This is a genomic window from Actinoplanes sp. NPDC051405 (assembly GCF_055586185.1).
This window is the reverse complement of the sequence record NZ_JBVJIR010000002.1, coordinates 228216-251090: the sequence shown is the minus strand read 5'-3', so window position 1 is coordinate 251090 and position 22875 is coordinate 228216. Positions and strand designations below refer to the sequence as shown.

The following is a 22875-nucleotide window of genomic DNA, read 5'->3' as shown; positions in this document are numbered from 1 at the left end:
GTAATTCTCCTCCGAGCGCTGAACCGAACGCGCGGATCAAGCGTGTTCAGTGACGACAGCGGCAACCATACGCGGCAACGGATCTTGCCCACCCGGAGGCACGGTGACTATCAGTATCGCCACGATGACGGCTCGCGAGAGCCGGGGACCGATCGTCGGCCTGGCCGCCCATCTGATCCTGGTGACGGCGCTCGCCGCCACCGTGGGGGTCAGCCCGGCCGGCTGGCTGGCCGGTACGGCGTACGCCGTGGTCCTGGCCGTGGTCCTCGGCGCGGGCCTGCGCCGCAGCGGGATGCGCGCCCTCGGCCCCGCGAACGCCGTGACCCTGGGCCGCGCGACGCTCGTCGGCGGCGTGACCGCCCTGGTGGTGACCTCTTTCACGGCGCCGGTGCCGTTGCCGGTGCTGGTCACCCTGATCGGGGTGGCGCTGGCCCTGGACGGCGTGGACGGCCAGGTGGCCCGCCGCACCAACTCCACCACGAAGCTGGGCGCCCGCTTCGACATGGAGATCGACTCGTTCCTGGTCCTGGTGCTGAGCATCGCCGTGGCCGGCACCTTCGGCTGGTGGACGATCGCGATGGGCGCCTTCCGGTACGTCTTCGTCGCCGCCACGTGGGCGTGGCCGTGGCTCAGCGCCCCGCTGCTGCCGAGGTTCTCCCGCAAGGTCGTCGCGGCAGTACAGGGCGTGGCGCTGGTGGTCGCCACCGCGAGCCTGCTGCCCGAGGCTGTCGCGTTCGTCGTGCTGGCCGCCGCACTGGCCGCGCTGACCTGGTCCTTCGGCCTCGACGTGCAGTGGCTGTGGCACGAGGAGAGCCGCCGCCGGCTGAACGTCGCCCGGGCTCGGGTGGCCCAGCGCCGAGTGGTCCTTCTGCCGGACCCGCGTCGCCGGCCCGCCTCGGTGAACGCCTGAGGGCCTTGGTCAGGCGACCCGGGCGATCGCGCCCGGCGGGGGAGCGGGCACCGCGTCCGGGTGCAGAATCGCCGCGATCGCCTGGACGCCGTCGACCAGGCGCGGGCCGGGCCGCACCACCAGAGCGTCACCGTCGATCGCCCACACCTGGGCTCCCGGGAAGTGCGCCGGGATCCCGGCGGCCTGGGCGGCGGCCCCGTCCAGGTGGAATCCGCACGGGGTGACCAGCACTTCCCTCAGCCGGATCGGCTTTCGCCGTTTCCGGAGGACGACAAAGGGCCGGCGCTCACCACCCGAAGGCAGCAGACGCCGGCCCGGGCTCACGCTCCTAGCTCGACGACATGCGCTGCTGGACCTCCACGATGTCCAACACCGCCGTCGACTCCAGATCACGGCGCCTGCGCTGCTCCGGGGCCGTCGACCTGACCTGCAGCGCCCGCTGGATCGAATCCGACGGGATCACCCCGGTCCTTCGTGCGCGCCGCGGCACATGCACCGGGCGGGACGCGGAAGCCTGCTGCGGGATCAGGCCGCGGATCTCCCGGCTGGTCCACTTGATCTGCCGCAGCTGCATCAGCGACAGGTACCGGGGCAGAACCACAGCGAACACCCCGAAGGCGAACAGCAGGGTTCCTGCCGTCAGCATCGACACCCATTTCTGCCGGGCCGGCATTCCCGGCCGGCGCAGCAGGTACAGGCCACACAGCGCCAGTTTCCCGATGACGGCGAGGGTGGCGAACGCGGCAAGGTCCGCCCATGACAGCTGCAGCGCGTCGTCGCCGCGGGCCTGCCCCCACAGCACGGCGATGGTGACGGCGACGATGCTCAACGGGGCGGTGACCAGGAAAACGAAGTTGATCACCAGTGGGATGAGTTGTGTCCACCGATGACGGGCGATCGAATAGCCAGCCATCAGGAACGTCGACTTACACCAACGGGCCCGCTGCTGATAGGTGCGGCGAACCGAGGTGGGCATGTCCGTGTCGACGACAGCCTCGTTCACCCCGACCGTTTTCCCGCGCAGCAGAGCCCGTGCGGTCAACCAGTGGTCGTCGCCGGCGCCGGCGTTGTCGAGCAGATACTCCTCGGCCTCGTCCCACAACAGGTCAGCCCGGTACAGGGCCAACGCACCCGACATGGTTTCGATCGCGCCGATCTGGGTGCGGGAGGACCGGTTCATCACCATCGCGGTGCCGATGTCGAGGTCGGCGCACCGCGCCACCCAGTTGTCGGCGTAGTTACGGGTGTGGACCCATCCGGTGGCTGCCCACACCGTGGGGTCGCTCATGGCCCGCAGCAGATGCTCGAGCGCGTCACGGTGCGGCTCACTGTCGGAGTCGATGGTGAACACGAAGTCGTAGTCGCCGCGGTCGGTGGCGTACAGGCCGGTGACCTGCGCGGCGCGTTTTCCCGCGTTGGGTTGCCGCGCCCACCTGACCCGCGGGTGCGGGAACGAGCTCAAAGGGACGACGGACCCGTCGTCGACGACGATGATGTCGCAGTCCACCGTCTGGGCGAGGACGGCCCGGACGGTGGCGTGGACCGCCTCGGTTGTTTCGTTGTACGCCGGAATGATCGCGAGGACTCGGCCGGGCGCGACCGGCAGGTGCAAGTAGCGGCCGGTGTCACCGACGTGGCTCAGAACGCCCCACAGCAGAACTCCGGCGGTGAACGCCCAGAAGCCGAGAACGGCGAGGTCTTGCCCGCTGTCGCGGTAGACCAGCAGCGTTGTGGCGGCAACGCTGACGGTGGTGACGGCGGCGATCCCGACCTCAGCGAAGCGCCTACCTCCGGGCACGGCTGGCGTAGCGGATGACGGCGAAACCGGCGACGACAAGGAGCGTCCCGGCTGCGGCAACCCACTGGATGCCGAGGCTGGCGCCTGCGACGACGATCCCTGCTCCGGTGACGGGCAGGGTGGCGCTGGTGGCTGACACGTTGATTCTCCTAGCGGATGGCGCACCGGGGAGCGCCTATGTGTCGGTGTCGCAGTTGGCTATTCCGCAGGGCTGTTGTCCCCGGTGGTGGTGGTTGAAGCCGGACAGGGTGCGGTGACAGACACTATGGATGCGCGCCTTCTTCCGCTATTGAAGTCCCGCTCAGGGGGTAGTCCGGACGGTTGTGCGACAAACCGATGATCGTCGTAAATGCAGAACAATCGCCTGCTCACCAGCCGTGAGGCCGCAAGCAGGAGATCAATCACTCGACGGTGGGCGGCGCGGCCGGGTCTGCGGGCGTTTCGGTGACCGTGGTGCCGCGTAGATTCCGGCGGCACCGACCGCGGTGATGAACATGAGCAGGAACTCGTCACGGCCAAGACCGCCGAGTATTGCGGTGGTCAGGATCTGAAACACCGACAGGACGACGGCGACAGCGGTCTTGGCCCACGTCGCGTACGGCGACATGGGCTACATACACGCCGGCGGTGACAAACGCGATCGCGATGGACACCCACTCGGCCGGCTCGATGTTCCGGTCACCAGACAGCGCCTGATAGGCGACGACAACGGCGGCGGTTTAGCGCCGCAACGATCGACATTCCGTACTTCAAGGCGGCGACTAGCTGGGGTTCTATAGGAAAGGCCGTCTTGCTATGAATCGGCGGCCGGGATGGAAAGGCAGGAATTGTCAGACCCGCTGACCACCCGGCGCGGCACCAAGGCCTACGCCCCTCACACGGAACGGCAGGGCCTGCAACGCGGTCGATGCATGGATGCGCCGACTCGGCACCGGTTGGCGCGAAACCACCGGCCAAGACGCCTAGATTCAGGTCATGGATCGGGTGGCCCCGACCCACGAGTACGGCGTCGACCGGCAACGGGTGTGGCGCGACCGGGCCACTTCCGCGTCGAACGTCCAACGGATCACCTTCGGCCGGCTCGGCGACGCCCGCTGGTTCTGCGACCGCCGTGCACGTGAAGGCGCGGACGTGTTCACCGCCGACCAGCCAAACCACGACCTGGCGCTACGGCTCGCCTACCGGTGGATGGCCGAGTCGGGCCGGCACCGGTTTGCGACACCGCTGCCTACAACAGCCGGTCCGAGCCCATGGATGGGCTGCCGTGGGTACGCCGCGGCGGCGAATGGTTCCGAGGACTGAGCGACTCCCCGGTCATGCGGGTGCACGCGTCGAAATCCCCAGCCGGAGAGAACACAACACGCGGCCCCTCGGACGGCGTGGACCACGTTCGACGCCTGCGGCTACGTGGAGTGGCCGACCCCACACCGGGTCCGCCGCTCGATCATGATCGGGCAGTTGTCGACGAGTACTTCTTCTGCAAAGAAGCTACGGGTGTCGCGGCCGCCGACCACGACGGCCTTGTCCCGGCGGGCGGCCGGTGGCTCGTCGCACTCGAACGTGACGCCGACGAGGTCGTCGCCGAGGCCGAGGGCGTACACGATCTCGGTGGCGGACGGGAGCAGCGAGACCAGGCGCATGGTCAAGCAGTGTGCCGCAGGATCTCCTCGATCACGACACCCCACACGGCCCGGGGCGGGAACTCGTGGCCCACGCCGGGCAGCGGCACCAGCCGGGCGTCCGGGATCTCCCGGGTCAGCGCCGCCGGGTGCGCCATCGACAGCAGCGGGTCCACGGTGCCGTGCATGACCAGCGTGGGCACGCCGACCGTGCCGAGGCGGTCGCGGACCGGCGGGCCGCAGGCGGCCAGCCAGTGGTTGCTGTACGCCGCGGCCGGATCGGTGGTGCGGTCGAAGACCCGCTCGGCGAGTTGCCGCAGGTGGGCCGCGTCCGCGGTGAACGGTCCGCCCACCTCCGCCACGCAGGCGACGAGCTCGTCCACCGCCGCCGTCCGGTCCGACCAGTCGGTCCGCGGTGGCCGCGGCCGCACCGTCCCGGCCGGCACCTCGTCGACCAGGCCCGGCGTGGTCGAGATCAGCGTCAAGGTGCGCAGCCGGGGCGGGTCCTCGACGGCCAGGCGCTGAGCGAGTCCGCCGCCGAGTGACAGCCCCACGATGTGCGCCCGGGCCACCCCCATGGCGTCGAGCACCCCGAGCGCGTCCTCGGCCATGTCCACCTGGGAGTACGGCGGCGCCCCGGCCGGGAACGACGTCGACCGGCCGGTGTCGCGGTGGTCGTAGCGGATCACGAAGCGGCCGCCGTCGGCCAGCCGGCGGCAGAACCCGTCCTCCCACCAGTCCATCGACCGGGCGCCGCCGGCGATCAGCAGCACCGCGGGGTCGTCGCGCCGGCCGAACGCCTCCAGGCACAGATCCACCCCGTTCGCCGGCACCATCGTCTCGCCCATGGCCGGAGTATTGCCGCGCAGCCTGACAGTTTCCTGCGCCGCGCTGTCCCCCGAAAGGCTCACGTCGCGGCGCTCCGGTCTCCGAAGATCATCGTCCGTGGCAGGGTCGGGCCGTGCCTCTGCCCGATCTCGCCACCTACACGCCGCACCGCACGGTCACGGACGCGACCTTCGAGGGCGTCGCCGTACCGGGCCTGCGGGCCGAGTTCTTCCACCGCGCCGAGGGCGAACGGGTGGCCTCGGCCGGCCGCTACTCGCTGGGCGGCCGTGACCTGCTGCTGGCCTGGGGCTGGACCGACGAGCCGGACTGCCGGTTCTCGTCCGTCCGCGATCCCGACGGGTTCTGGCATCCGGAGACCGCGGGCTGCCCGGTGGTCGAGATCCTGCGCGACGGCGCGGCACCGGACGCGCCGGTGACCGGGCTGGCGCTGCGCACCCCGGCCGGTCAGTGGATCACCGCCGACCGGGCGCCGGCCCGCGCGCGCTGACAGCCGGTCAGCGCAACGCTCGCGAGACGAGATCACAGGCGGCCGGCAGGCACGTGCTCCAGTAACCGAAGTTGTGCCGGCCGCCGGTGTACGAACCGGCGGCCCTGGGCTGCGGCAGGGCCCGTTCCAGCGCCCGCACGTCGCCGAGCAGGCCGTCGTCGGTCCCGCACCAGAGCCCGACCGGCACCCCGCGCAACGCGGCCGCGCCGGCGAAGACCTCGTCACCGGGGGAGACCGCCGGCGAGAACGCGGCCACGGCCCGTACGAAGCCGGGAAAGGTCTGCGCCAGCAGCAGAGCGCCGTACCCGCCCATGGACCAGCCGCACACCGCCAGCCGGTCGGTGGCGAAACCGCGTTCGGCGCACCAGGCCGGGATCTCCTCGTGCACCATCCGCTGCGGGTCGTCCGCCCCGGAGGGCCGCCAGGAGAGCCGGCCCCCGGTCGCGCCAGCCAGCACGAACGGCGCGTTGCCCCGCCGGACCGAGTCGGAGGCGAACCGGCCCAGCCCGAGCGCGGGGAAGTCGGCGGCGGTCTTCGAAGCGCCGTGCAGGACCAGCAACACGGGCAGGCCGCGGCCGTCGCCGTACCCGGCCGGCACGGCGGTGTAGAAGTCGACGGTCCGGCCGCGGGCGGCCGATCGCCGCTGCTCCAGCCGCTCGTCACCGAGCGGGGCCCCGGGGATCACCGGTACGGCGGAGCCACGCCGCTGATACCAGCCACTGACCGCCGCGACCCCCGCCGCCGCGCCGGCCCCCGCCAGCAGGGTCCGCCTTCTCACCCGGTCTCCATTGTCCCTTCAACGGCGTCCACGGCAGCGAGGTGACGGTGGGTCAGGCGTTGCCGTGCCGGACCGCGGTGGCCTGGGCCGACCCGCTTCGGATTCCGAATCACCCGGCCACGCGTTACTGTATCGGAAACAGAAGCACTCGGGAGGGGGCGGGAACGCGATGACGGTGCCGAGACCGGGCCAGCCGGTACGCGGGTCGAGCACCGGGCGTCCGCTGATGGCGGCGCTCGACCTGTTCGGCCGGCGCTGGAGCCTGCGCATCGTGTGGGAGCTGCGGCACGGTGCGCTCGGCTTCCGGGCCCTGCAGCAGCGCTGCGACGACATGTCCTCCAGCGTGCTGCGGCAACGGCTGTCCGAGCTGGTCGAGGCCCGGATCGTCGCGCAGGAGGCGGACACCGCGTACGCGCTCACCGAGCTGGGCCTGGCCGCGTACAAGGCGCTGCGACCGCTGGTCCGGTGGGCGGACGACTGGGCGAGCGCCCTCGAGGACGACGCCCCGTGACCAGGATCGCCCCGGTGGAACCACCGTATGCGCCGGACGTGGCGGCCCAGCTGGAGTCGATGATGCCGGCCGGGGTGCCGCCGATCGGGCTGTTCCGCACCCTCGCGCGCAACCTGCCGATGACGGCCGCGATGAGCGGGTGGGGCCGCTACGAGCTGGGACCGCGGCTGTCGCTGTCCATGCGCGAGCGGGAGATCGCCATCGTGCGCACCTGCGCGCGGTGCCGCTGCGAGTACGAGTGGGGCGTGCACCTGAAGTTCTTCGCCGAGCGCGTCGGGCTCACCGACGACCAGATCCGCTCGCTGACGGCCGGGTCCGCCGGCGACCCGTGCTGGGCGACGGCGAGTGAGCGGGCGGTGATCCGGGTCGTCGACGCGCTCTGCGACACCGGCGACGTCGGCGATGAGCTGTGGGCGGCGGCGCGGGAGGTGCTGGCCGAGCCGCAGCTGCTCGACCTGCTGCTGCTCTGCGGCTGGTACCACGCGATCAGCTTCACCGCCCGAGCCGTCCGGGTCGCCCTGGAACCGGGCGCTCCCCGCTTCGCGGACGTCGCCGCCCCCTGACGCTCACGGGTGCCAGTCGGCGTAGCGGGCCATCGACCGCAGCGCCAGGCGCGGCGGCGTCCAGCGGATCGCGGTGTTGCGCGCGGCGACCAGCAGCGGCTGAGTGAGCCGCTGGCCGAAACGCCCGATGCGGTACGAGGCCCGGGCGACCGACTGCGACCGGGGCCGCCGCCGCGCGTCGTAGTCGGCGAGTCCCTCGGCGAGCGGCCGGCCCGGCGGGCACGAGGCCCCGAGGACCACCGCGTCCTCGATGGCCTGGGCCGCACCCTGGCCGAGGTTCGGCGTCATGGCGTGGGCGGCGTCACCGAGCAGGGCGACGGTGCCGCGCACGTAGGTCGGCAACGGGGCCGGCAGGTGCCGCAGATCGTGGTGCAGGACGGTCGTCGTCGCGTCGAGCAGCGCCGGCACGGGGTCGTGCCAGCCGCCGACGATGTCCCGGACGACCGCCTTCTCGTCGTCGGACCGGGTGCCCGGCGGGGCGTTGGTGGCCGCGAACCAGTAGACCCGGCCGTCGCCGAGCGGCACGATGCCGAACTCGGTTCCCGGGCCCCAGGTGATCGCGACCGTGAGCTCGCCCGTCCACGGTTCGTCGGTGACGCCGCGCCACGCCGTCGTCCCGACGTATCGCGGCGGGGCGGCGTCCGGCCAGAGCTGGCGGCGTACGGCGCTGTCGATGCCGTCGGCGCCGATGATCAGGTCGGCCTCGAAGCGGCCGGCTGACGAGAGCACCGCGCCCGGCTCGATGCTGCTCACCGCGGCGTTTGTGACCAGTGCGGACTCGGGCAGGGCGGCGAGCAGGACGCGGTGCAGCGTGGCACGGTGGATGCCGAGAGCGCCTGTCCCGAGGGCCGACTCCAGGTCGGCGGCGTCGATGCGGGCCAGCCAGCGGCCGTCCGGCGTACGGGTGCCGCCCGGCGCGTCGACCCGGCCCTGGGCGCGCACCTCGTCGCCCACGCCCAGCGCGTCGAGCCCGGCCAGTGCGTTGGCCATCAGCGTGATGCCGGCGCCGACGGCTCCGATCCGTGGCGCGCGTTCCAGCACGGTCACTTCCCACCCGGTCCGGCGCAGTGCCAGGGCCGCGCACAGCCCACCGATCCCGCCACCGACGATGACAGCCTTCATGTCGCGCCACCCTTCTACATCTGTAGAAAGCCATACTACGCAGTCGTGGCCACCACCTCACCCGAGCGCTTCGCCGCTCTCACCGACGCGGCGATCGCGCTGATCGCCGAGCTCGGCATGCGAGGCCTGACCCATCGCGCCGTCGACGCCCGGGCCGGGCTGCCGGCCGGGACCGCCTCGGCCTACCTGCGTACGCGTAAAGCGCTGGTCGAGGCGGTCGTGCAGCGCATCGCCGACCTGGACACCGCGGACCTGGCCACCCGGGCGGTGCCAACCGGAGCCGTCGACGCGGCCCCGGATCTCGACGCGCTGGCCGCGAGCATCGCCGCGCTGCTGGACGACTGGCTGACCACCGGCCGCACGCGCACCCTGGCCCGGTACGCCTGCCTGCTGGAGGCCACCCACCACCCCGAGCTGCGGCCGATCCTGGCGTACGGGGTGGCCATGCGGGCGCAGGCGCAGGCGCTGCTGACCGCGGCCGGGGCGCCGGACGCCGAGCAGCGCGGCAGTCACCTGGTGGCCGCCGTCGACGGGCTGCTCTTCGACCGGCTGGCCGGCGCGGGCTCGCTCGCCGCGCCCCCACCCGGCACGCCGCAGAACCGCGCGGACCTGACCGCGGCGGTACGTGGTCTGCTCCGCGCCGCGATTGCTTAAGTACTCTCACGCTGCGTAGACCATCCGGCCGGCAATGATGGCTGTACGGGCCATGTGACTACATCCTGTCACGTCGCCTAGAGTGGTACGGTCGGCAGCTGCTGACGTAGTGAGCAGGAGATAACCGTGCATCTGAGCGAAGTCGCCATGGCCGCGGCTATCACCGTGAGTATCGCGGGCGTGTCTTACGCTGCGTTGAACACCGATCGGATCCGCAGCACCGCCGAGACCGTGGCGGGCCAGGCCTCGTGCCGGACCGTCGACCAGGCCATCCTCGGCTACGTGGCACAGCACGACGGCACCGCGCCCACCACGATCAAGCAGATCCAGCCGTGGGTGAAGGGCGACATCTCGGCGTACCGGATCGTCAAGGGCCGGGCCACCGGACCCGGCTGCTGAATCACGGTTGCGGGTCGGCCTGGATCTCGACCCGGTGGCGGAGATACTCGTCGTCGGAGGTCCGGGCGATCTCCAGCGCCCGGGTCACGAGCTCCTGCAGCTCCGCCGGGTGCGACGCCCGTCGCAGGGACAGGATCGCCAGGATGCACCGGCGCAGATCAAGGTCGTCGTCGGTGACGAAGCGCCGCAGGGCGGCGTCGGCCGCGCGCCGGTTCAGATCCCGGTAGCTGTCGCGTTCGGCGGCGCTCTCCGGGGTCAGGATCCTGGTGCCGGGCTGGTAGCGCAGGCTGAGAGACGTCCAGTACATGGCGCGGACGGCGCCGGCCGCGTCGGCGACGGTGCCCGCCTCCAGGCGTTCGATCAGGGCCGCCCGGACCCGGCGCCGGCCGTACGCGTCGAGCGCGGGCCGGATCAGCTGACTGACATGGCTCGGGTCCCGCTCGTGCACGGCGGCCCGCATCAGCGGCTCGAACCACTCGTCCGGCACGGCGCCCGCCTCGGCGCGGGCCTTGATGGCTCTGCCGACGACCCAGCGGGCGCGGTGCCGCCACAGCCGGCGTTTATTCGGCTCCTCCGACCATTGTGGAGGCTCGGCGCCGGTGAGCCGCAGCAGCTCCCACAGCAGGACCTCATAGGCGGCGGAACGGTCGACGGTCCGGCCCGGCAGCGGCAGGAACTCCCTGGGCGGCTCCTCCGTCGGCACGCCCGGCAGCGTAACCGAGCGGCGCAGCCGTCGAGGGATCCGTACGCTGCCGGCATGGACATCGACGCCGCACCGGCTTACTTCGCCTTCCCCGGCCCGCTGCGCGACCAGCTCGTCGGCGCGATCCTGACCGGCGCCAAGACCTCCACCTCCAGCCTGGTCGCCGACTACGAGCACCACAACGAACCGCTGCCGCAGGTCGGCGAACGGTCGGTGGTGATGGACTCGCAGGACCGGCCGGTCGCGGTCATCGAGACGACCGAGGTCCGGGTCGTCCGGCTGGGCGACGTCGACCTGCGGCACGCGATCGACGAGGGCGAGGGCTTCGAGTCGGTGGCCGCCTGGCGCGCGGACCACGAGGACTTCTGGCAGAGCGCCGAGGCCCGCGCGGACCTGGACGACCCGGCCTTCACCGTGGACGACGACACCCTGATGGTCGCCAAGCGCTTCCGCCTGGTCGAGATCCTCCCGCCACCGACGGCCTGAGCGGGTGTCCGCCGCGTCAGCTCGCCAGGCTGAAGCGTTCCGAGTGCACCTGGGCCGTCGGCACCTTCAGGGCGCGCAAACTGCGCAGCACCGCGTCGGTCATCGCCGCCGGGCCGCAGACGTAGACGTCCCGGTCGGTGATGTCCGGGACCAGCGCCAGCAGGTTCTCCGGGGCGAACGGGGTGTTCGGCGGGGTGCCCGCACCGGTACGGCCGGTCAAGACGTGCAGCCGGGCGCCCCGCGACTGAGCCAGGTTCTGCAGTTCGCCGAGCAGGACCGCCTGCTCGGTCGTGGCCGCGCGGTACAGCACGGTCGTCGGGCCGGTCGCCTCCTCCAGCAGGGCCCGGATCGGGGTGATGCCGACGCCGCCGGCGATCAGCAGGGTGGCCGGTTTCGTGCGGCTGAGGGCGGTGAAGGCGCCGTACGGGCCCTCGGCGAAGACCCGGGTGCCGACCGGGACCGTCCGCAGGCGCGCGCTCGCCGTGCCCACCGCCTTGGCCGTCAGGCGCAGGGTGCGGCCGTCCGGGGCGGCCGACAGGGAGAACGGGTTGGCCTCCCACCAGCGGCCGTGGCCGAGGAACCGCCAGATCATGAACTGGCCCGCGCGGGCCGGCAGCTTGTCCAGGTGCTTGCCGGTCACGTAGACGGAGACGACGTCGTCGGACTCGGGGACCACGGCCGCGACCCGGAACTGGTGGCGTGCGTTGCGGACCAGGGGCAGCACGATCCGGCCCACGATCAGGGAGCCCAGGGCGAACACCCACAGCGCCCACCAGTACGCCTCGGCGAGCGGCGAGGAGGTGAACGTCGAGACCTCGGTCAGCTGGTGGATCAGGGCGAAGACGATGGCCACGTACAGCAGCAGGTGCACCGTGTGCCAGGCCTCGTACGACAGGCGGCGGCGGGCCACGCGTACCGAAAGGCCCGCCGCGACGAGCACGATGCCGGCGGCGAGCATGCCCAGCAGGACCGGCAGCTGGCCGCTCAGGGCCTTGAACTCCTTCAGCGGCGTACTGCTGTATTCGCCGGCGTAGCCCAGCAGGACGAAGGTCGGGTGCAGCAGGACCAGCCAGAACAGGGTGAAGCCGGTCCAGCGGTGCCACGAGGTGAGCCGGTCCATGCCGATCCGCCGGTCCAGCCAGCCGATCCGGGCCACCAGCAGGAGCTGCAGGATCATCACCAGCGCCAGGTGCAGCCCCAGCCACTTGCCGAAGCCGAGGATGGCGTTCTTGGCCGGGTCGGCGGTGAGGAACACCGTCTCGACGATGAGCACGTTGAGCGCGACGACCGACCACAGGACCACGCGCCCGGTCAGCGCGGGGGACAACCCGGCGGGGGCGGTGGCGTGGTGCGCAGCGGGCATGGTGACTCCCAGTCCGGACGGAAGGCCGTCAGTTCAGCACGGCGGGGCGATCCGGGGGAAGGCCGGTCACTGTCAGGTCATACGATCGCTGCGGAACGACAAACCGGCACGGAGGGTGTTATGAGTTCGGAGACGCTGGAATTCCAGGCCGAGGCGCGGCAGCTGCTGCAGCTCATGGTCCATTCGATCTACTCGAACAAGGACATCTTCCTGCGGGAGCTGATCTCCAACGCCTCCGACGCGCTGGACAAGCTGCGGCTCGCGGTGCTGACCAGCGATCTGGAGGCCGACACCGGCGATCTGCACATCGCGCTGGAGGTGGACGCCGAGGCGCGCACGCTGACCGTGCGGGACAACGGGATCGGCATGTCGCGGGACGAGGTCGTCGCCCTGATCGGCACCATCGCCAAGTCCGGCACCGCCGAGATGCTCAGCCGGCTCAAGGATGCCAAGGAGTCGGCCGAGCTGATCGGCCAGTTCGGCGTTGGTTTCTACTCCACCTTCATGGTCGCCGACAAGGTCACCCTGGTGACCCGCAAGGCGGGCGAGAGCGAGGGTACGCGCTGGGAGTCGGCCGGCGAGGGCACCTACACGATCGAGTCCGTCGCCGACGCCCCGCAGGGCACCGCGGTGACCGTCCACCTGCGTCCCAAGGACGAGGAGGACGCGCTCTACGACTACACCGACGAGTGGAAGATCAAGGAGATCGTCAAGCGGTACTCCGACTTCATCGCGTTCCCGATCCGGATGGGGGACCAGACCCTCAACTCGATGAAGGCGCTGTGGGCGCGCCCCCGGTCGGAGGTCAAGGACGAGGAGTACACCGAGTTCTACCGGCACATCAGCCACGACTGGACCGACCCGCTCGAGACCATCCAGATGAAGGCCGAGGGCACCTTCGAGTACGAGGCCCTGCTGTTCATCCCGTCGCGGGCCCCGCACGACCTGTTCCAGCGCGACGGCCGCCGCGGCATCCAGCTCTACGTCAAGCGCGTCTTCATCATGGACGACAGCCGTGAGCTGATGCCCGACTACCTGCGCTTCGTCAAGGGCGTGGTGGACGCGGCCGACCTGTCGCTGAACATCTCCCGCGAGATCCTGCAGCAGGACCGGCACATCCAGCTGATCCGCCGCCGGCTGGCCAAGAAGGTCCTCAGCACCATCAAGGACCTGCAGACCAAGGAGCCGGAGAAGTACGCGACCCTGTGGCGCGAGTTCGGCCGCGCGATCAAGGAGGGCCTGCTCGGCGACGCCGACGACCAGAAGGCCATCCTCGACGTCGCGTCGTTCGCCTCCACCGCCGGCAGCGAGCCGACCACCCTGGCGGCCTACGTCGAGCGGATGCCCGAGGGCCAGGACGAGATCTACTTCATGACCGGCGAGACCCGCGCGCAGGTGGAGAACTCCCCGCACATGGAGGCCTTCACGGCCAAGGGGTACGAGGTGCTGCTGCTCACCGACCCGGTGGACGAGATCTGGGTCGACGCCGTCCCCGAGTACGACGGCAAGAAGCTCCAGTCCATCGCCCGGGGCTCGGTGGACCTGGCGTCGGAGCCGGCCTCGGAGGAGAAGTCGGGCGAGTTCGGGCCGCTGCTGACCTGGCTCGGTGAGACGCTGACCGACGAGGTCAAGGAGGTCCGGCTCTCGACCCGGCTGACCACCTCCCCGGCCTGCCTGGTCAGCGACGCTGACGACATCACCCCGACGCTGGAGAAGATGTACCGGGCCATGGGCCAGCAGGTGCCGCCGGTCAAGCGGATCCTCGAGCTGAACCCGGACCACCCGCTGGTCAGCGGCCTGCGCACGGCTCACGAGCAGCGCGCCGACGACCCGAACCTGCCGGAGACCGCCGAGCTGCTGTACGGCACGGCGCTGCTGGCCGAGGGCGGCGACCTGGCCGACCCGGCGCGCTTCGCCAAGCTGCTGGCCGACCGGCTGGCCCGTACCGTCTGATCCGCCGGCCGCCCGCCCGCGCTCCCGCGGGCGGGCGATCAGCCGAGGATGGCGGTGAGGGTGTCGCCGGCCGTCGCGGCCATCACCGGGTTGGTGTCGACGTAGTACGGCAGGGCGACGATCGCCTGCACGATCGCCCAGCCGATCCCGCGCGCCCACCTGGCGTCGTCGACGCCCAGCGCTTGCCGGTAGACGTCGCGGGCGTCGGCGGGCAGCAGGTTCCACGCCGGCATGAGGTCCACGGCCGGATCACCGACGCAGACCGTCTCCAGGTCGATGACGGCCGCCAGGCGGCCGTCGCGCACGAGCAGGTTGCCCGGCATGAGATCGGCGTGGATCCAGACGTCGGTCGCGGCGGCGTCGGCAGCGCGGCACCGCGCCCAGATCTCGGCCAGCCGGGCGGTGTCGATCAGGTGCGTGCTCTGCGCCAGCGCCCGCTGGACATCGTCGTCCTCGGCGGCCAGCGGGCCGCCGCGGGTGATGCCGTTCCACGTGCGGCCACCGGTGTCCACGGCGTGCAGCGCGGTGACGAAGCCGGCCAGGTCCCGGGCGAACGTGCCGGGGTCGCCGATGGTGTGGTGGCTCGCGGTCTCCCCGGGGATCCACCGGTACACGGTCCACCAGCCGTCGTAGCCGGACCCCGGGGCGCCCAGCGCGACTGGTTCGGGCACGGCCAGGGGCAGCTGCGCGGCCAGCCGTTCCGCCTGCTCCTGCTCGTGAGTGAGCTCGTCGCGCCGGTCGGCCGCGGCGCTGGGTCGCAGGGGGACGCGGGCGACCAGCTCGTCGCCGAGGCGGAACAGGGCGTTGACTGTGCCGTGCGAGGTGACCGGCCGCACGGGCTCGTCACGCCACTGCGGGAACTGGGCGGCGACGAGGGCGGCGACGTCGGCGGGGCTGACGTCGACCTGGTCCGCGTGCATTTTCATGAGCTGCGCCGCACCGGGCGCCGGGGCCGTTCGTCGTCGATCATCGCCGGTCAGCACACCGCACCGGGCGATCAGTTGTCGAGCCGGTTTCCGGCCGGAGCCGCGGGAGTCAGGGCGGCCGCCACCGTCGTCCGCACCAGCTGGGCCGGGTCGGCGCAGGTCAGTTTGCCGTCGAGGAGCAGGACCGCCAGCCCGTGCACCATCGCCCAGGCGCCGATCTGCAGGGCCGGGGCGGCGAGCCGGCTCGCCAGGATCTCCGCCGTGCGCGCGGCGGCGGCGTTGGCGGTGGGTCGGCCGTACATCAGCCGGAACAGGCCGGGGTGGGCGAGGGCGAAAGCCACGTACTGCTCGGCCATGTCGGTCAGTTCGGCGGCGGCTTCGAGGCGGTCGGCGAGCTGGGCGAAGCCGTACGTCGCCAGCGCGGCGAGCAGCGCCTCCTTGTCCGCGTAGTGCCGGTACGGGGCGTTCGGCGAGACACCGGCCCGCCGCGCCACCGCGCGCAGCGAGAACGTCTCGTCCTCCTCCAGCAGCTCCAGCGCGGCGTCGAGCAGTGCGGCCCGCAGATCGCCGTGGTGATAGGGACGCGAAGTTGACACTGCACACACCACCTTCCTAATGTGCGCAGTGTATACATTCGCGATCTCCGGGAGGGCCAGTGTCCGTCCACTCCACCGAGGTACGCCTGGCGGCCCGCCCGCACGGCTGGCCCACCGCCGAGACCTTCGAATTCACCCGCGTCGAGGTGGCCGACCCGGCGCCCGGTCAGCTGCTGGTGCGCAACGTGCTGATGAGCGTCGACCCGTACATGCGCGGCCGGATGGACGACCGCAAGTCCTACGTGGCGCCGTTCACGGTCGGCGAGGCGCTGGAGGGCGGGGCGCTCGGCGAGGTCGTCGAGTCGACGGTTGACGGGTTCAAGCCCGGCGACACGGTGCTGCACGGGCTCGGCTGGCGCGAGTACGCCCTGGTGGACGCCCGCTCCGCGGCGAAGGTCGACCCGTCGCGGGCGCCGCTGGGTGCGTACCTCGGGGTGCTGGGCATGACCGGGCTGACCGCGTACGCGGGTCTGCTGCGCACCGCCGAGTTCAAGCCCGGCGATGCCGTCTTCGTCTCCAGCGCCGCCGGCGCGGTCGGCCAGGTCGTCGGGCAACTGGCCCGGCACCGGGGCGCCGCCAAGGTCATCGGCAGCGCCGGATCAGCGGCCAAGGTCGCCTTCCTCACCGACGAGCTGGGCTTCGACGACGCGTTCGACTACCACGACGGCTCGATCCGCGAGCAGCTCAAGCGGGCGGCGCCGGACGGCATCGACGTGTATTTCGACAACGTCGGCGGCGACCACCTCGAGGCCGCCATCTCGGCGCTGAACCTGCACGGCCGGATCACCATCTGCGGCATGATCAGTGTCTACAACGCCACCGAGCCGACCCCCGCGCCGCGCAACCTGGCCATGTTCATCGGCAAGCGGCTCACCATGCGCGGCATGCTGGTCCGCGACCACGGTGACCTGCGGGGCGCGTTCATCGAGGAGATGGCGCCGCTGGTCGCCGACGGCAGCATCCGGCACCACGAGACCGTGTTCGAGGGGCTGGACCAGGCCCCGGAGGCCTTCCTGGCCATGCTGCGCGGCGACGGCCTGGGCAAGGTCCTGGTCAAGATCGCCTGATCCGCTTTCCGGTGGGCCCGCCACCGGCGTTCCGGTGGCGGGCCGCTGAGATGTCCGGGGACCTCTAGGAGTGCGGGCAGGTGTCGCGGTATTCCTGGATCGCCGGGCCGCTCGGCGCCGGGCAGAGGAACTGCTCGTAGCGGGTGTCGTTGTCGATGAACCGCTTGAGCCACGAGATGCTGTACTTCGCGATGGTCACGTTGGCCGAGGCCGGCGCCGAGTGCGAGGCGTTGTTCAGCTCCAGGTACGCCTTGTCCGAACTGCTCGGCAGGCTGGTGTAGAACGGCTCCGAGTGCGACGCCACGGGTGCCACCGTGTCGTTCTCGGCCCCGATGATCAGGGTGGGCACGGTGTCCGACGACCAGTTCTTGGTGGAGTGGTACGGCGTCAGCGGAATGGACGCCTGCAGCTGCGGACGGGTCCGCGAGGCGGAGAGGCTGCCGCCGCCACCCATCGAGTGGCCCATGACCCCGAGCCGGCTCGCGTCGATCCGGGTGCGTACGGAGCTGGTGCGGGTCAGATAGTCGAGCGCGGCCAGCAACTGGGTGCCGCGGCTGGCCGGCTGGTCGTAAACGCTGAGCGTGTCGATGGTGATCACCACGAAGCCCTGCGAGGCGAGGCGGGGGCCGTACCAGGCGACGCTGGACTGCGAGGCGGTGAAGCCGGGCGAGACCGCGACCGCGCCGAAGGTGCCGGCGGTGGTGCTGGTCGGGTAGTAGATGGTCCCGCCGCCGAAGCCGGAGACGCTGGACCGGGCCACGGTGGTCTGGGCGATGGCGAACGAGCCGCGGCCGGCTTCGATGCTGGCCACGGTGGGGGCGGGGCCCCGCTCGTACGGGTTGGCCGCGAGGGCGCGGCCGGCCGTTCCGGTGGTCCTGGCCGTTTCGGTGGTCCGGGCCGTTTCGGTGGTCCGGGCCGTTCCGGTGGTCCGGGCCGTTTCGGTGGTCGCGGCGGCGAGGTGTTGGGCGGCCGTTCGGGCGGTCCCGGCGGCGAGGTTCGGGCCGGCCCCGAGGGCTGGGCCGGCTGGGGCGGTGACGAGGGCGGCGGTGAGGGTGGCGGCGGCGAGCAGGTGCTTGGCGGGATTTCGCATGTCCGGAGCTCCCTAGGGTGGGGGAGGAACTCACCGACGTCGTCCGGCACCGCGGGGTTGGCCCGTGGGGACGGCCGTTCCGGCGGCCTCGCCATCGAGGCAGATCAATGCTCCGTCACATTGGTTACTCGCCGGTAATCCCACTGTCATCATGTTTCGCCGATATGACGAAACCTCGAAGGCTCAGTGGCTGCGTCCCGCCTCGCGGGCTTGGCGCTTGCGTTCGCGCTGCTCACGGGTGTAGCGCTTGCGGGCCTCAAGATCGATCTTCCATTGCTCTCGGGCATACGCCTCGGCGCCGTGCACGGCATTGCGGGTCTGTGCCGGCCCGATCATGGACCGGAAGAACCAGTTGTCGAACGTCTCGTGGAACCACCGTGCGAGCCGGTTGCCGCTCCGGCTCGTTGCGTCCTTCGGCATGTCTGAACCCCTCCCGGCCCCGCGACTCCGATTGATCGTTGCCGCACCAATGGTTTGTGTACCAACTATTGGTAGTCTAACCATGGAGCTGAGGAGAACGCGCATGAGTGACCCGGTCGACACCGAGGACCCGCTGGCCCTGGAGCAGCAGGTCTGCTTCGCGCTGTCGGTCGCCGCCCGCGGCGTCGTGGCCGTCTACCGGCCGCTGCTGGAGCCGATGGGCCTGACCCACCCGCAGTACCTGGTGATGCTGGCGCTGTGGCAGCACGCCCCGCTGTCCGTGCGCGAGCTCAGCGGGCTGCTGCAGCTCGACCCGGGCACGCTGTCACCGCTGCTCAAGCGGCTGGAAGCGATCGGCTACCTGCGCCGGGAGCGGGACCCGGCCGACGAACGCAGCCTGGCGGTGACGCTCACGCCCGCCGGGCAGGCGCTGCGCAGCCGCGCCGAGCAGATCCCGCCGGCTGTGGTGCAGCGCCTGGGTATGCCGATCGAGGAACTGCGGAGCCTGCACGCGGCCCTCACCCGGGTCATCGCCGCCGCCCGCCCGATCGAGCCCAGTCCGTCCTGACCCAGGCATGGGCTGCCGACCTACGTCCGGCCGTGGCCGCCGACCTACGTCCGGCTGGGACCTACCGATCCGCGCCCGGCCGCAGGGCTTCAGTCCCACGCGGGCCGCGGTTCGAAGGCCCGCGCATTGCTGAGGTTCTCGGCCCGGCTCACGGCGGCGCGTCCCCGGCCCGGGCATGGCCGGGGCCCCTGTCCCGGGCGGAAGCAGGGGCCGCGGACAACTCGGCGACGATCAGCCGCGTACCCGGCGCCGCTTCGGGACCAGGCGCATGACCGCCAGGCCCGCCACCATCAGGGTGACGCCCGCGACCAGCGTCCATACCGTGTTGAAGCCGGTCAGAGCGAGCGCCCCGCCCCCGACCGTGGCGCTGCCACCGGCAACTTGTCCGTACATGATTTCCTCCCCAGGAATCAGACGTTGATCCATTCGCGGCGGGAGCCGCGCAAGGTCTTCCAGACCGCCAGCCAGTACACCCCCGACCGCCACTGCTCGTAGGCCCATTCGGGAAGCAGGACCGCCGCCAGCAGCAGGTCCGACGGGCGGTTGCGGCGCACTGTCCACACCCGTTCCGCGACGAACACCAGCGTGAGCGGCGCCCACTTCCAGGAGAACGGCACCGCGCCGTAGCCCAGCGTCATCACCAGCAGGAACAGCAGGTAGGCGGGCGCCATCAGGGAGCCGGCGTAGATGGCCAGTTGCCGGCCCAGGTCCGCGGCGGTCGCCCGGGTGAGGCCGTAGATGCGCAGGCTGTCGAGCATGCCGCGCTGCCAGCGCAACCGCTGGTCCCTCAGCGCCTTCCAGGTCGGCATGATGTCGGTGACCGCGCGGGCCGAGGCGGGCGCCATCGGCCGGTAGCCCAGCGCCCGGAAGGCGAAGGTCAGCTCGATGTCCTCGGTGGCGGTGTCGCGGTGGTAGAACTCGCCGGGATGGCCGGGCAGGCGGTGACCGCGGGCGGCGATCACGGCCCGCACCGCCCCGACGTCGAAGAGGGTGGCCACCCCGGACAGCACCAGGGCGTTGTCGCCGCCGCGGCCGGTCTGGCGGGCGAAGCGCTCGTACTCGTTGCGTTGCAGGCGGGCCAGCAGGCTGGTCGGTGCTAGTTCGGTGCGGAAGCAGGCGCAGACCGCGCCCACCTCGGGCCGGCGGCGCCGCGACCGGCGGTGCCCATTGAGCTGCGGGCGCAGCAGGGCCCGGCGGGCGTGCTGGGTGAAGTCCGGGTCCAGCATGCTGTCGGCGTCCGTGACCAGGATCTCGTCCTCGTCGCGCAGCCGCGGCAGCAGCCTGGTGATCGCCCAGTTCAGCGCGCCGGCTTTCTTGTGGACGTTGACGCCGGGAAACTCCAGCACGGTGGCGCCCGCGGCCCGGGCGAGCCGGGCGGTGTCGTCGGTGCAGTTGTTCGGCACGACGATGATCTCGTCGAGGCGGGGTGCCCATTGCTCGCGCAGGGCCCGTACGGTCGCCGCGATGGAGGCGGCCTCGTTGTAGGCCGGGACGACGGCGACGACGAGCGGCGTACGGACCGGCAGCGGCACGCGCCGGGTCTGCTCGCCCGGGTTGCGCGGCCGGCTGACGCGGGTCCGCACGACGCCGGGCTCACGACCATGGCGGGCGTATTCGCTGGTCCGCGGCCTGTTGATGATCATCGAGACAGAACGTAAGCGCGATGGACTCTGCCGCGCATCAGGCGTAGGGGGTCGTGATCCGCCGGGTCGGCTGAGGGCTCAGGGCCGCAGTGATGAGTGGCCGGGTCGACATGCGCCGGTACGGTCCGATATGCCCGGTCGCGGACACGACGAGGCCCCGCTGGACCGCCGCTCGGTCGGGGGGAGCTGCGGCGGTCCGGCGGGGCCGGCTCTGTGTCGGTGCGGGCCCGCGGGGCTTACCGGGTACGCGGGTCGGCGTCGCGGCTGCGCGTACCGGACTTGGCCAGACCGCGGCTGACCAGGTAACCGATGGTCAGCAGGGTGACGTACCACCAGGCCTTGTCGGCGGCGAAGTAGTCGCTGCCGTCGTTGACACCGCGGTCGCCGACGAGCTGCGAGGCGAGCAGGACACCGGCGACCGCGGCGAGATACACGAACAGCTCGGTGGTCTTCCAGGAGGGCTTGGTCTCGTCACCCTGCACCGGGCGGGCGTAGTGCCGGGTGTCATGGTCGGCGTCGGCCAGCAGTCCGGTGGTGCGGTGGCTACCGGTGATCGGGGAGGTCGTCATCGTGGTCTCCTCTGAGGCGTTCGTCCACTTCGGTGACCACGGAATCCCCGCCATGGTGGGGGCAAAAACGCAGAGATCATCCAAACGGCGACGATTCACCCGTACGGGTTGATCAACGGTCCCAGCCGTCGCAGCAGTCGTCCGGCTCCTCGGCCAGCAGATCGAGCAGATCCGTGCCGGTCTGCTCATCGGTGCGCAGCCGCGGAACCGCGACGATCAGTCCGAGCTTGAGCGCGCAGTCCTCGCCGAAACCGTGGATCATCCGGTCCACCCGGGTGGGATGCCCGCACCGGGCGCACGGCTTCTTCGCCGGCCGCCCCGACTCCGGCCGCCCAGACTCCGGCCGCCCCGACTCCGCGAACAACTCCACAACCCGATCTTGCCGGTTTTCCGTGCTCAGCGCAGGGCCGTGGCGATCTGTCATCGCTGGTTCCGCTCATCCGCCCGGGAACTCGGCGGCACCTGGGCCCGGCCACGAGCCACAACTCCCGGCACCCTGGCCCGTCCCCGGGCCACCCCGGGCGGCGTCGCGGGCAGGTGCCCGACGGTCGCCGGTTGCCCGGCCGCCGGTTGCCCGGCCGCCGGTTGCCCGGCCGCCGGTTGCCCGGCCGGCGGTTGCCCGGCCGGCGGTTGCCCGGCCGGCGGTTGCCCGGCCGGCGGTTGCCCGGCCGGCGGTGCCGCCTGGTGATCGGCCGGCGGTATGCCTGGTCCGGGCTCGCGGGCGACCGCCGGCGGTATGCCTGGTCCGGGCTCGCGGGCGACCGCCGGCGGTATGCCTGGTCCGGGCTCGCCGGCGACCGCCGGTGGTTCTGCCGGGTGTCGGGCAGCCGCGGGCGGCAGTGCCGAGATGTGCTCCCCGGACGGCGGTGGCCGGGATCGACGACGCCGCCACCAGAGCATTGCGGCGATCGCGACCGTCAGGCCGGCGGCGACCAGGCCCAGCAGCACCACCGTGCTCCACGGGCGACCCGTGGCGGGCGGGCCGGCCGCCGGCGCCGGCACCACCGCGTCACCGGCGAGTTCGAGGTCGCCCGCGTCGACGCGGACGGACACCGTCGCCGGCAACGACGGTGGCGTAGGGAAGCGGATCAGATGGCGCCCCCGCAGCGTGGTCGTCACCTGGTCCAGCGCGGGAATGACCACCGGATCGCCCGCCGGTGCGAAGAAGCCTCCGGTGCCCGCCGCCGCAGTCGCCCAGTACGAGCCCCCGGCGGCCGTGCCCACCACGACCAGGATCGTGCCGCTCGCCCGGAACCGGCCGGCCAGCACCTCCGCCCGCTCGCCGCCCGCGTCGGCCGCGGTCGTGTAGAGCACCACCACCCGCCGCCCGCTCTCAGCCGTCGGGAACTGCCGTACCGCCAGGCCCAGCGCCGCCGCGGTGTCGCGCTCGCCGCGGGGCCGCATGGACGTGAGGGCCCGGATCACCCCGGCTCGCCCGCGCTCGCCGCCGGCGGTGACCGAGGCGGGTGCCGAGCCGGTGATCACAGCCGAGCGGGTGGTGCCCGGTGCTTCGAGGATGAACCGGGCAGCCGCACTGAGCCACGCCGGGAGGGCGGCGGCGCCGGCCGCCGATGTGTCGACGACCAGGGTGACCGCGAGGCCGTCCGTCACGACGGGCTCCACGGTGGCCTGCCGGCGCTTGCCGTCGTGCGTCACCGAGACGGCTGCCGGCAGGGTGCTCGCGCTCAGGTCAACTACCAGCGACGTCTGCGCGCCGTCGACCAGGACAGCGGTGACCGGCAGCGGGACCGGGGCTGCCGCTGCCGCGGGGCTCACACCCAGCAGCGTGCCCGTCGCCAGC

Annotated in this window: 29 protein-coding genes; 11 read left to right on the top strand and 18 right to left on the bottom strand. The window is 71.9% G+C overall.

Going from position 1 to position 22875, the window contains the following annotated elements:
* Window positions 1–103: 103 nt before the first annotated feature.
* The gene (locus ACZ6S4_RS05565; protein ID WP_465473740.1) at window positions 104–910 is read left to right on the top strand and encodes a CDP-alcohol phosphatidyltransferase family protein; all 807 of its coding nucleotides are present in this window, start codon (window positions 104–106) and stop codon (window positions 908–910) included.
* A 9-nt stretch (window positions 911–919) separates the two neighbouring features.
* On the opposite strand, the gene ACZ6S4_RS05560 is transcribed toward ACZ6S4_RS05565, so the two are convergent.
* The 3 genes from ACZ6S4_RS05560 to ACZ6S4_RS05550 all read right to left on the bottom strand — a co-directional run bounded on the left by ACZ6S4_RS05560 (window position 920) and on the right by ACZ6S4_RS05550 (window position 3315).
* A complete protein-coding gene (locus ACZ6S4_RS05560; RefSeq protein WP_465473739.1) occupies window positions 920–1141 on the bottom strand; it encodes a hypothetical protein in 222 nt (73 codons plus the stop codon).
* A gap of 97 nt (window positions 1142–1238) precedes the next feature.
* Window positions 1239–2708 carry a glycosyltransferase family 2 protein gene (locus ACZ6S4_RS05555; RefSeq protein ID WP_465473738.1) on the bottom strand — a complete coding sequence of 490 codons (1470 nt, stop codon included), beginning with the start codon at window positions 2706–2708 and terminating at the stop codon, window positions 1239–1241.
* Between the two features lie 397 nt (window positions 2709–3105).
* Window positions 3106–3315 (bottom strand): hypothetical protein, encoded by a 210-nt coding sequence (locus ACZ6S4_RS05550; protein ID WP_465473737.1) that lies wholly within the window; start codon window positions 3313–3315, stop codon window positions 3106–3108.
* 368 nt (window positions 3316–3683) lie between these two features.
* On the opposite strand from ACZ6S4_RS05550, the gene ACZ6S4_RS05545 reads away from it, so the two are divergent.
* Window positions 3684–4010 (top strand): hypothetical protein, encoded by a 327-nt coding sequence (locus ACZ6S4_RS05545; protein WP_465473736.1) that lies wholly within the window; start codon window positions 3684–3686, stop codon window positions 4008–4010.
* Between the two features lie 101 nt (window positions 4011–4111).
* On the opposite strand, the gene ACZ6S4_RS05540 is transcribed toward ACZ6S4_RS05545, so the two are convergent.
* A complete protein-coding gene (locus ACZ6S4_RS05540; RefSeq protein WP_465473735.1) occupies window positions 4112–4348 on the bottom strand; it encodes a hypothetical protein in 237 nt (78 codons plus the stop codon).
* Window positions 4349–4350: 2 nt separating this feature from the next.
* Window positions 4351–5175, bottom strand: coding sequence for an alpha/beta fold hydrolase (locus ACZ6S4_RS05535; protein ID WP_465473734.1), 825 nt, complete (start codon window positions 5173–5175; stop codon window positions 4351–4353).
* A 113-nt stretch (window positions 5176–5288) separates the two neighbouring features.
* Here ACZ6S4_RS05535 and ACZ6S4_RS05530 point away from each other — a divergent pair, with 113 nt between their 5' ends.
* A complete protein-coding gene (locus ACZ6S4_RS05530) occupies window positions 5289–5663 on the top strand; it encodes a hypothetical protein (RefSeq protein WP_465473733.1) in 375 nt (124 codons plus the stop codon).
* A 7-nt stretch (window positions 5664–5670) separates the two neighbouring features.
* Here the strand turns inward: ACZ6S4_RS05530 and ACZ6S4_RS05525 are convergent, their stop codons facing one another.
* Window positions 5671–6441, bottom strand: coding sequence for an alpha/beta hydrolase (locus ACZ6S4_RS05525; RefSeq protein WP_465473732.1), 771 nt, complete (start codon window positions 6439–6441; stop codon window positions 5671–5673).
* A 169-nt stretch (window positions 6442–6610) separates the two neighbouring features.
* On the opposite strand from ACZ6S4_RS05525, the gene ACZ6S4_RS05520 reads away from it, so the two are divergent.
* Window positions 6611–6952 (top strand): winged helix-turn-helix transcriptional regulator, encoded by a 342-nt coding sequence (locus tag ACZ6S4_RS05520; protein WP_465473731.1) that lies wholly within the window; start codon window positions 6611–6613, stop codon window positions 6950–6952.
* Window positions 6953–6966: 14 nt separating this feature from the next.
* Window positions 6967–7515, top strand: coding sequence for a carboxymuconolactone decarboxylase family protein (locus ACZ6S4_RS05515; protein WP_465473730.1), 549 nt, complete (start codon window positions 6967–6969; stop codon window positions 7513–7515).
* A 3-nt stretch (window positions 7516–7518) separates the two neighbouring features.
* Here the strand turns inward: ACZ6S4_RS05515 and ACZ6S4_RS05510 are convergent, their stop codons facing one another.
* Window positions 7519–8637, bottom strand: a complete 1119-nt coding sequence (locus ACZ6S4_RS05510) for an FAD-dependent oxidoreductase (protein ID WP_465473729.1) — start codon at window positions 8635–8637, stop codon at window positions 7519–7521.
* A 45-nt stretch (window positions 8638–8682) separates the two neighbouring features.
* Here ACZ6S4_RS05510 and ACZ6S4_RS05505 point away from each other — a divergent pair, with 45 nt between their 5' ends.
* Window positions 8683–9291 (top strand): TetR/AcrR family transcriptional regulator, encoded by a 609-nt coding sequence (locus ACZ6S4_RS05505; RefSeq protein ID WP_465473728.1) that lies wholly within the window; start codon window positions 8683–8685, stop codon window positions 9289–9291.
* Between the two features lie 180 nt (window positions 9292–9471).
* Window positions 9472–9690, top strand: a complete 219-nt coding sequence (locus ACZ6S4_RS05500) for a hypothetical protein (RefSeq protein ID WP_465473727.1) — start codon at window positions 9472–9474, stop codon at window positions 9688–9690.
* A gap of 1 nt (window position 9691) precedes the next feature.
* Here the strand turns inward: ACZ6S4_RS05500 and ACZ6S4_RS05495 are convergent, their stop codons facing one another.
* On the bottom strand, window positions 9692–10393 hold the full coding sequence (locus ACZ6S4_RS05495; RefSeq protein ID WP_465473726.1) for a hypothetical protein: 702 nt from the start codon (window positions 10391–10393) through the stop codon (window positions 9692–9694).
* A 54-nt stretch (window positions 10394–10447) separates the two neighbouring features.
* Between ACZ6S4_RS05495 and ACZ6S4_RS05490 the strand changes: the two genes are divergently transcribed.
* Complete coding sequence (locus ACZ6S4_RS05490) at window positions 10448–10879, top strand: ASCH domain-containing protein (protein WP_465473725.1); 432 nt, start codon at window positions 10448–10450, stop codon at window positions 10877–10879.
* 16 nt (window positions 10880–10895) lie between these two features.
* On the opposite strand, the gene ACZ6S4_RS05485 is transcribed toward ACZ6S4_RS05490, so the two are convergent.
* Window positions 10896–12242: a ferredoxin reductase family protein gene (locus ACZ6S4_RS05485; protein WP_465473724.1), complete on the bottom strand. Its 1347-nt coding sequence runs from the start codon at window positions 12240–12242 to the stop codon at window positions 10896–10898.
* Between the two features lie 120 nt (window positions 12243–12362).
* On the opposite strand from ACZ6S4_RS05485, the gene htpG reads away from it, so the two are divergent.
* The gene (gene htpG / locus ACZ6S4_RS05480; RefSeq protein WP_465473723.1) at window positions 12363–14195 is read left to right on the top strand and encodes a molecular chaperone HtpG; all 1833 of its coding nucleotides are present in this window, start codon (window positions 12363–12365) and stop codon (window positions 14193–14195) included.
* A 38-nt stretch (window positions 14196–14233) separates the two neighbouring features.
* Here the strand turns inward: htpG and ACZ6S4_RS05475 are convergent, their stop codons facing one another.
* Together ACZ6S4_RS05475 and ACZ6S4_RS05470 are read right to left on the bottom strand one after the other, a co-directional pair.
* Window positions 14234–15121, bottom strand: coding sequence for an aminoglycoside phosphotransferase family protein (locus ACZ6S4_RS05475; RefSeq protein ID WP_465473722.1), 888 nt, complete (start codon window positions 15119–15121; stop codon window positions 14234–14236).
* A 71-nt stretch (window positions 15122–15192) separates the two neighbouring features.
* Window positions 15193–15717 carry a TetR/AcrR family transcriptional regulator gene (locus ACZ6S4_RS05470; protein ID WP_465473721.1) on the bottom strand — a complete coding sequence of 175 codons (525 nt, stop codon included), beginning with the start codon at window positions 15715–15717 and terminating at the stop codon, window positions 15193–15195.
* Between the two features lie 59 nt (window positions 15718–15776).
* Between ACZ6S4_RS05470 and ACZ6S4_RS05465 the strand changes: the two genes are divergently transcribed.
* Complete coding sequence (locus tag ACZ6S4_RS05465) at window positions 15777–16784, top strand: NADP-dependent oxidoreductase (RefSeq protein WP_465473720.1); 1008 nt, start codon at window positions 15777–15779, stop codon at window positions 16782–16784.
* Between the two features lie 64 nt (window positions 16785–16848).
* Here ACZ6S4_RS05465 and ACZ6S4_RS05460 read toward each other — a convergent pair whose 3' ends face one another.
* Together ACZ6S4_RS05460 and ACZ6S4_RS05455 are read right to left on the bottom strand one after the other, a co-directional pair.
* On the bottom strand, window positions 16849–17874 hold the full coding sequence (locus ACZ6S4_RS05460) for a poly(ethylene terephthalate) hydrolase family protein (protein WP_465473719.1): 1026 nt from the start codon (window positions 17872–17874) through the stop codon (window positions 16849–16851).
* A gap of 183 nt (window positions 17875–18057) precedes the next feature.
* Window positions 18058–18294 carry a hypothetical protein gene (locus ACZ6S4_RS05455; protein ID WP_465473718.1) on the bottom strand — a complete coding sequence of 79 codons (237 nt, stop codon included), beginning with the start codon at window positions 18292–18294 and terminating at the stop codon, window positions 18058–18060.
* Between the two features lie 103 nt (window positions 18295–18397).
* On the opposite strand from ACZ6S4_RS05455, the gene ACZ6S4_RS05450 reads away from it, so the two are divergent.
* Complete coding sequence (locus tag ACZ6S4_RS05450) at window positions 18398–18862, top strand: MarR family winged helix-turn-helix transcriptional regulator (protein WP_465473717.1); 465 nt, start codon at window positions 18398–18400, stop codon at window positions 18860–18862.
* A 231-nt stretch (window positions 18863–19093) separates the two neighbouring features.
* Here ACZ6S4_RS05450 and ACZ6S4_RS05445 read toward each other — a convergent pair whose 3' ends face one another.
* The 5 genes from ACZ6S4_RS05445 to ACZ6S4_RS05425 form a co-directional block, all read right to left on the bottom strand.
* Window positions 19094–19255: a hypothetical protein gene (locus ACZ6S4_RS05445; protein ID WP_360825058.1), complete on the bottom strand. Its 162-nt coding sequence runs from the start codon at window positions 19253–19255 to the stop codon at window positions 19094–19096.
* A gap of 17 nt (window positions 19256–19272) precedes the next feature.
* Window positions 19273–20505 carry a glycosyltransferase family 2 protein gene (locus tag ACZ6S4_RS05440; RefSeq protein WP_465473716.1) on the bottom strand — a complete coding sequence of 411 codons (1233 nt, stop codon included), beginning with the start codon at window positions 20503–20505 and terminating at the stop codon, window positions 19273–19275.
* A gap of 236 nt (window positions 20506–20741) precedes the next feature.
* A complete protein-coding gene (locus ACZ6S4_RS05435; RefSeq protein ID WP_465473715.1) occupies window positions 20742–21074 on the bottom strand; it encodes a hypothetical protein in 333 nt (110 codons plus the stop codon).
* A 112-nt stretch (window positions 21075–21186) separates the two neighbouring features.
* Window positions 21187–21336 (bottom strand): hypothetical protein, encoded by a 150-nt coding sequence (locus tag ACZ6S4_RS05430; protein WP_465473714.1) that lies wholly within the window; start codon window positions 21334–21336, stop codon window positions 21187–21189.
* A 158-nt stretch (window positions 21337–21494) separates the two neighbouring features.
* The gene (locus ACZ6S4_RS05425) at window positions 21495–22850 is read right to left on the bottom strand and encodes a VWA domain-containing protein (RefSeq protein ID WP_465473713.1); all 1356 of its coding nucleotides are present in this window, start codon (window positions 22848–22850) and stop codon (window positions 21495–21497) included.
* Window positions 22851–22875: the final 25 nt, after the last annotated feature.

What these genes read in the sequence shown, in the direction of transcription:
- ACZ6S4_RS05460 (WP_465473719.1), bottom strand. Translation starts at nt 17,874, where the DNA reads ATGCGAAATCCCGCCAAGCACCTGCTCGCCGCCGCCACCCTCACCGCC.
- ACZ6S4_RS05485 (WP_465473724.1), bottom strand. Translation starts at nt 12,242, where the DNA reads ATGCCCGCTGCGCACCACGCCACCGCCCCCGCCGGGTTGTCCCCCGCG.
- htpG (WP_465473723.1), top strand. Translation starts at nt 12,363, where the DNA reads ATGAGTTCGGAGACGCTGGAATTCCAGGCCGAGGCGCGGCAGCTGCTG.
- ACZ6S4_RS05430 (WP_465473714.1), bottom strand. Translation starts at nt 21,336, where the DNA reads ATGATCCACGGTTTCGGCGAGGACTGCGCGCTCAAGCTCGGACTGATC.
- ACZ6S4_RS05510 (WP_465473729.1), bottom strand. Translation starts at nt 8,637, where the DNA reads ATGAAGGCTGTCATCGTCGGTGGCGGGATCGGTGGGCTGTGCGCGGCC.
- ACZ6S4_RS05540 (WP_465473735.1), bottom strand. Translation starts at nt 4,348, where the DNA reads ATGCGCCTGGTCTCGCTGCTCCCGTCCGCCACCGAGATCGTGTACGCC.
- ACZ6S4_RS05475 (WP_465473722.1), bottom strand. Translation starts at nt 15,121, where the DNA reads ATGAAAATGCACGCGGACCAGGTCGACGTCAGCCCCGCCGACGTCGCC.
- ACZ6S4_RS05490 (WP_465473725.1), top strand. Translation starts at nt 10,448, where the DNA reads ATGGACATCGACGCCGCACCGGCTTACTTCGCCTTCCCCGGCCCGCTG.
- ACZ6S4_RS05435 (WP_465473715.1), bottom strand. Translation starts at nt 21,074, where the DNA reads ATGACGACCTCCCCGATCACCGGTAGCCACCGCACCACCGGACTGCTG.
- ACZ6S4_RS05545 (WP_465473736.1), top strand. Translation starts at nt 3,684, where the DNA reads ATGGATCGGGTGGCCCCGACCCACGAGTACGGCGTCGACCGGCAACGG.
- ACZ6S4_RS05550 (WP_465473737.1), bottom strand. Translation starts at nt 3,315, where the DNA reads ATGTCGCCGTACGCGACGTGGGCCAAGACCGCTGTCGCCGTCGTCCTG.
- ACZ6S4_RS05440 (WP_465473716.1), bottom strand. Translation starts at nt 20,505, where the DNA reads ATGATCATCAACAGGCCGCGGACCAGCGAATACGCCCGCCATGGTCGT.
- ACZ6S4_RS05450 (WP_465473717.1), top strand. Translation starts at nt 18,398, where the DNA reads ATGAGTGACCCGGTCGACACCGAGGACCCGCTGGCCCTGGAGCAGCAG.
- ACZ6S4_RS05520 (WP_465473731.1), top strand. Translation starts at nt 6,611, where the DNA reads ATGACGGTGCCGAGACCGGGCCAGCCGGTACGCGGGTCGAGCACCGGG.
- ACZ6S4_RS05535 (WP_465473734.1), bottom strand. Translation starts at nt 5,175, where the DNA reads ATGGGCGAGACGATGGTGCCGGCGAACGGGGTGGATCTGTGCCTGGAG.
- ACZ6S4_RS05455 (WP_465473718.1), bottom strand. Translation starts at nt 18,294, where the DNA reads ATGCCGAAGGACGCAACGAGCCGGAGCGGCAACCGGCTCGCACGGTGG.
- ACZ6S4_RS05445 (WP_360825058.1), bottom strand. Translation starts at nt 19,255, where the DNA reads ATGTACGGACAAGTTGCCGGTGGCAGCGCCACGGTCGGGGGCGGGGCG.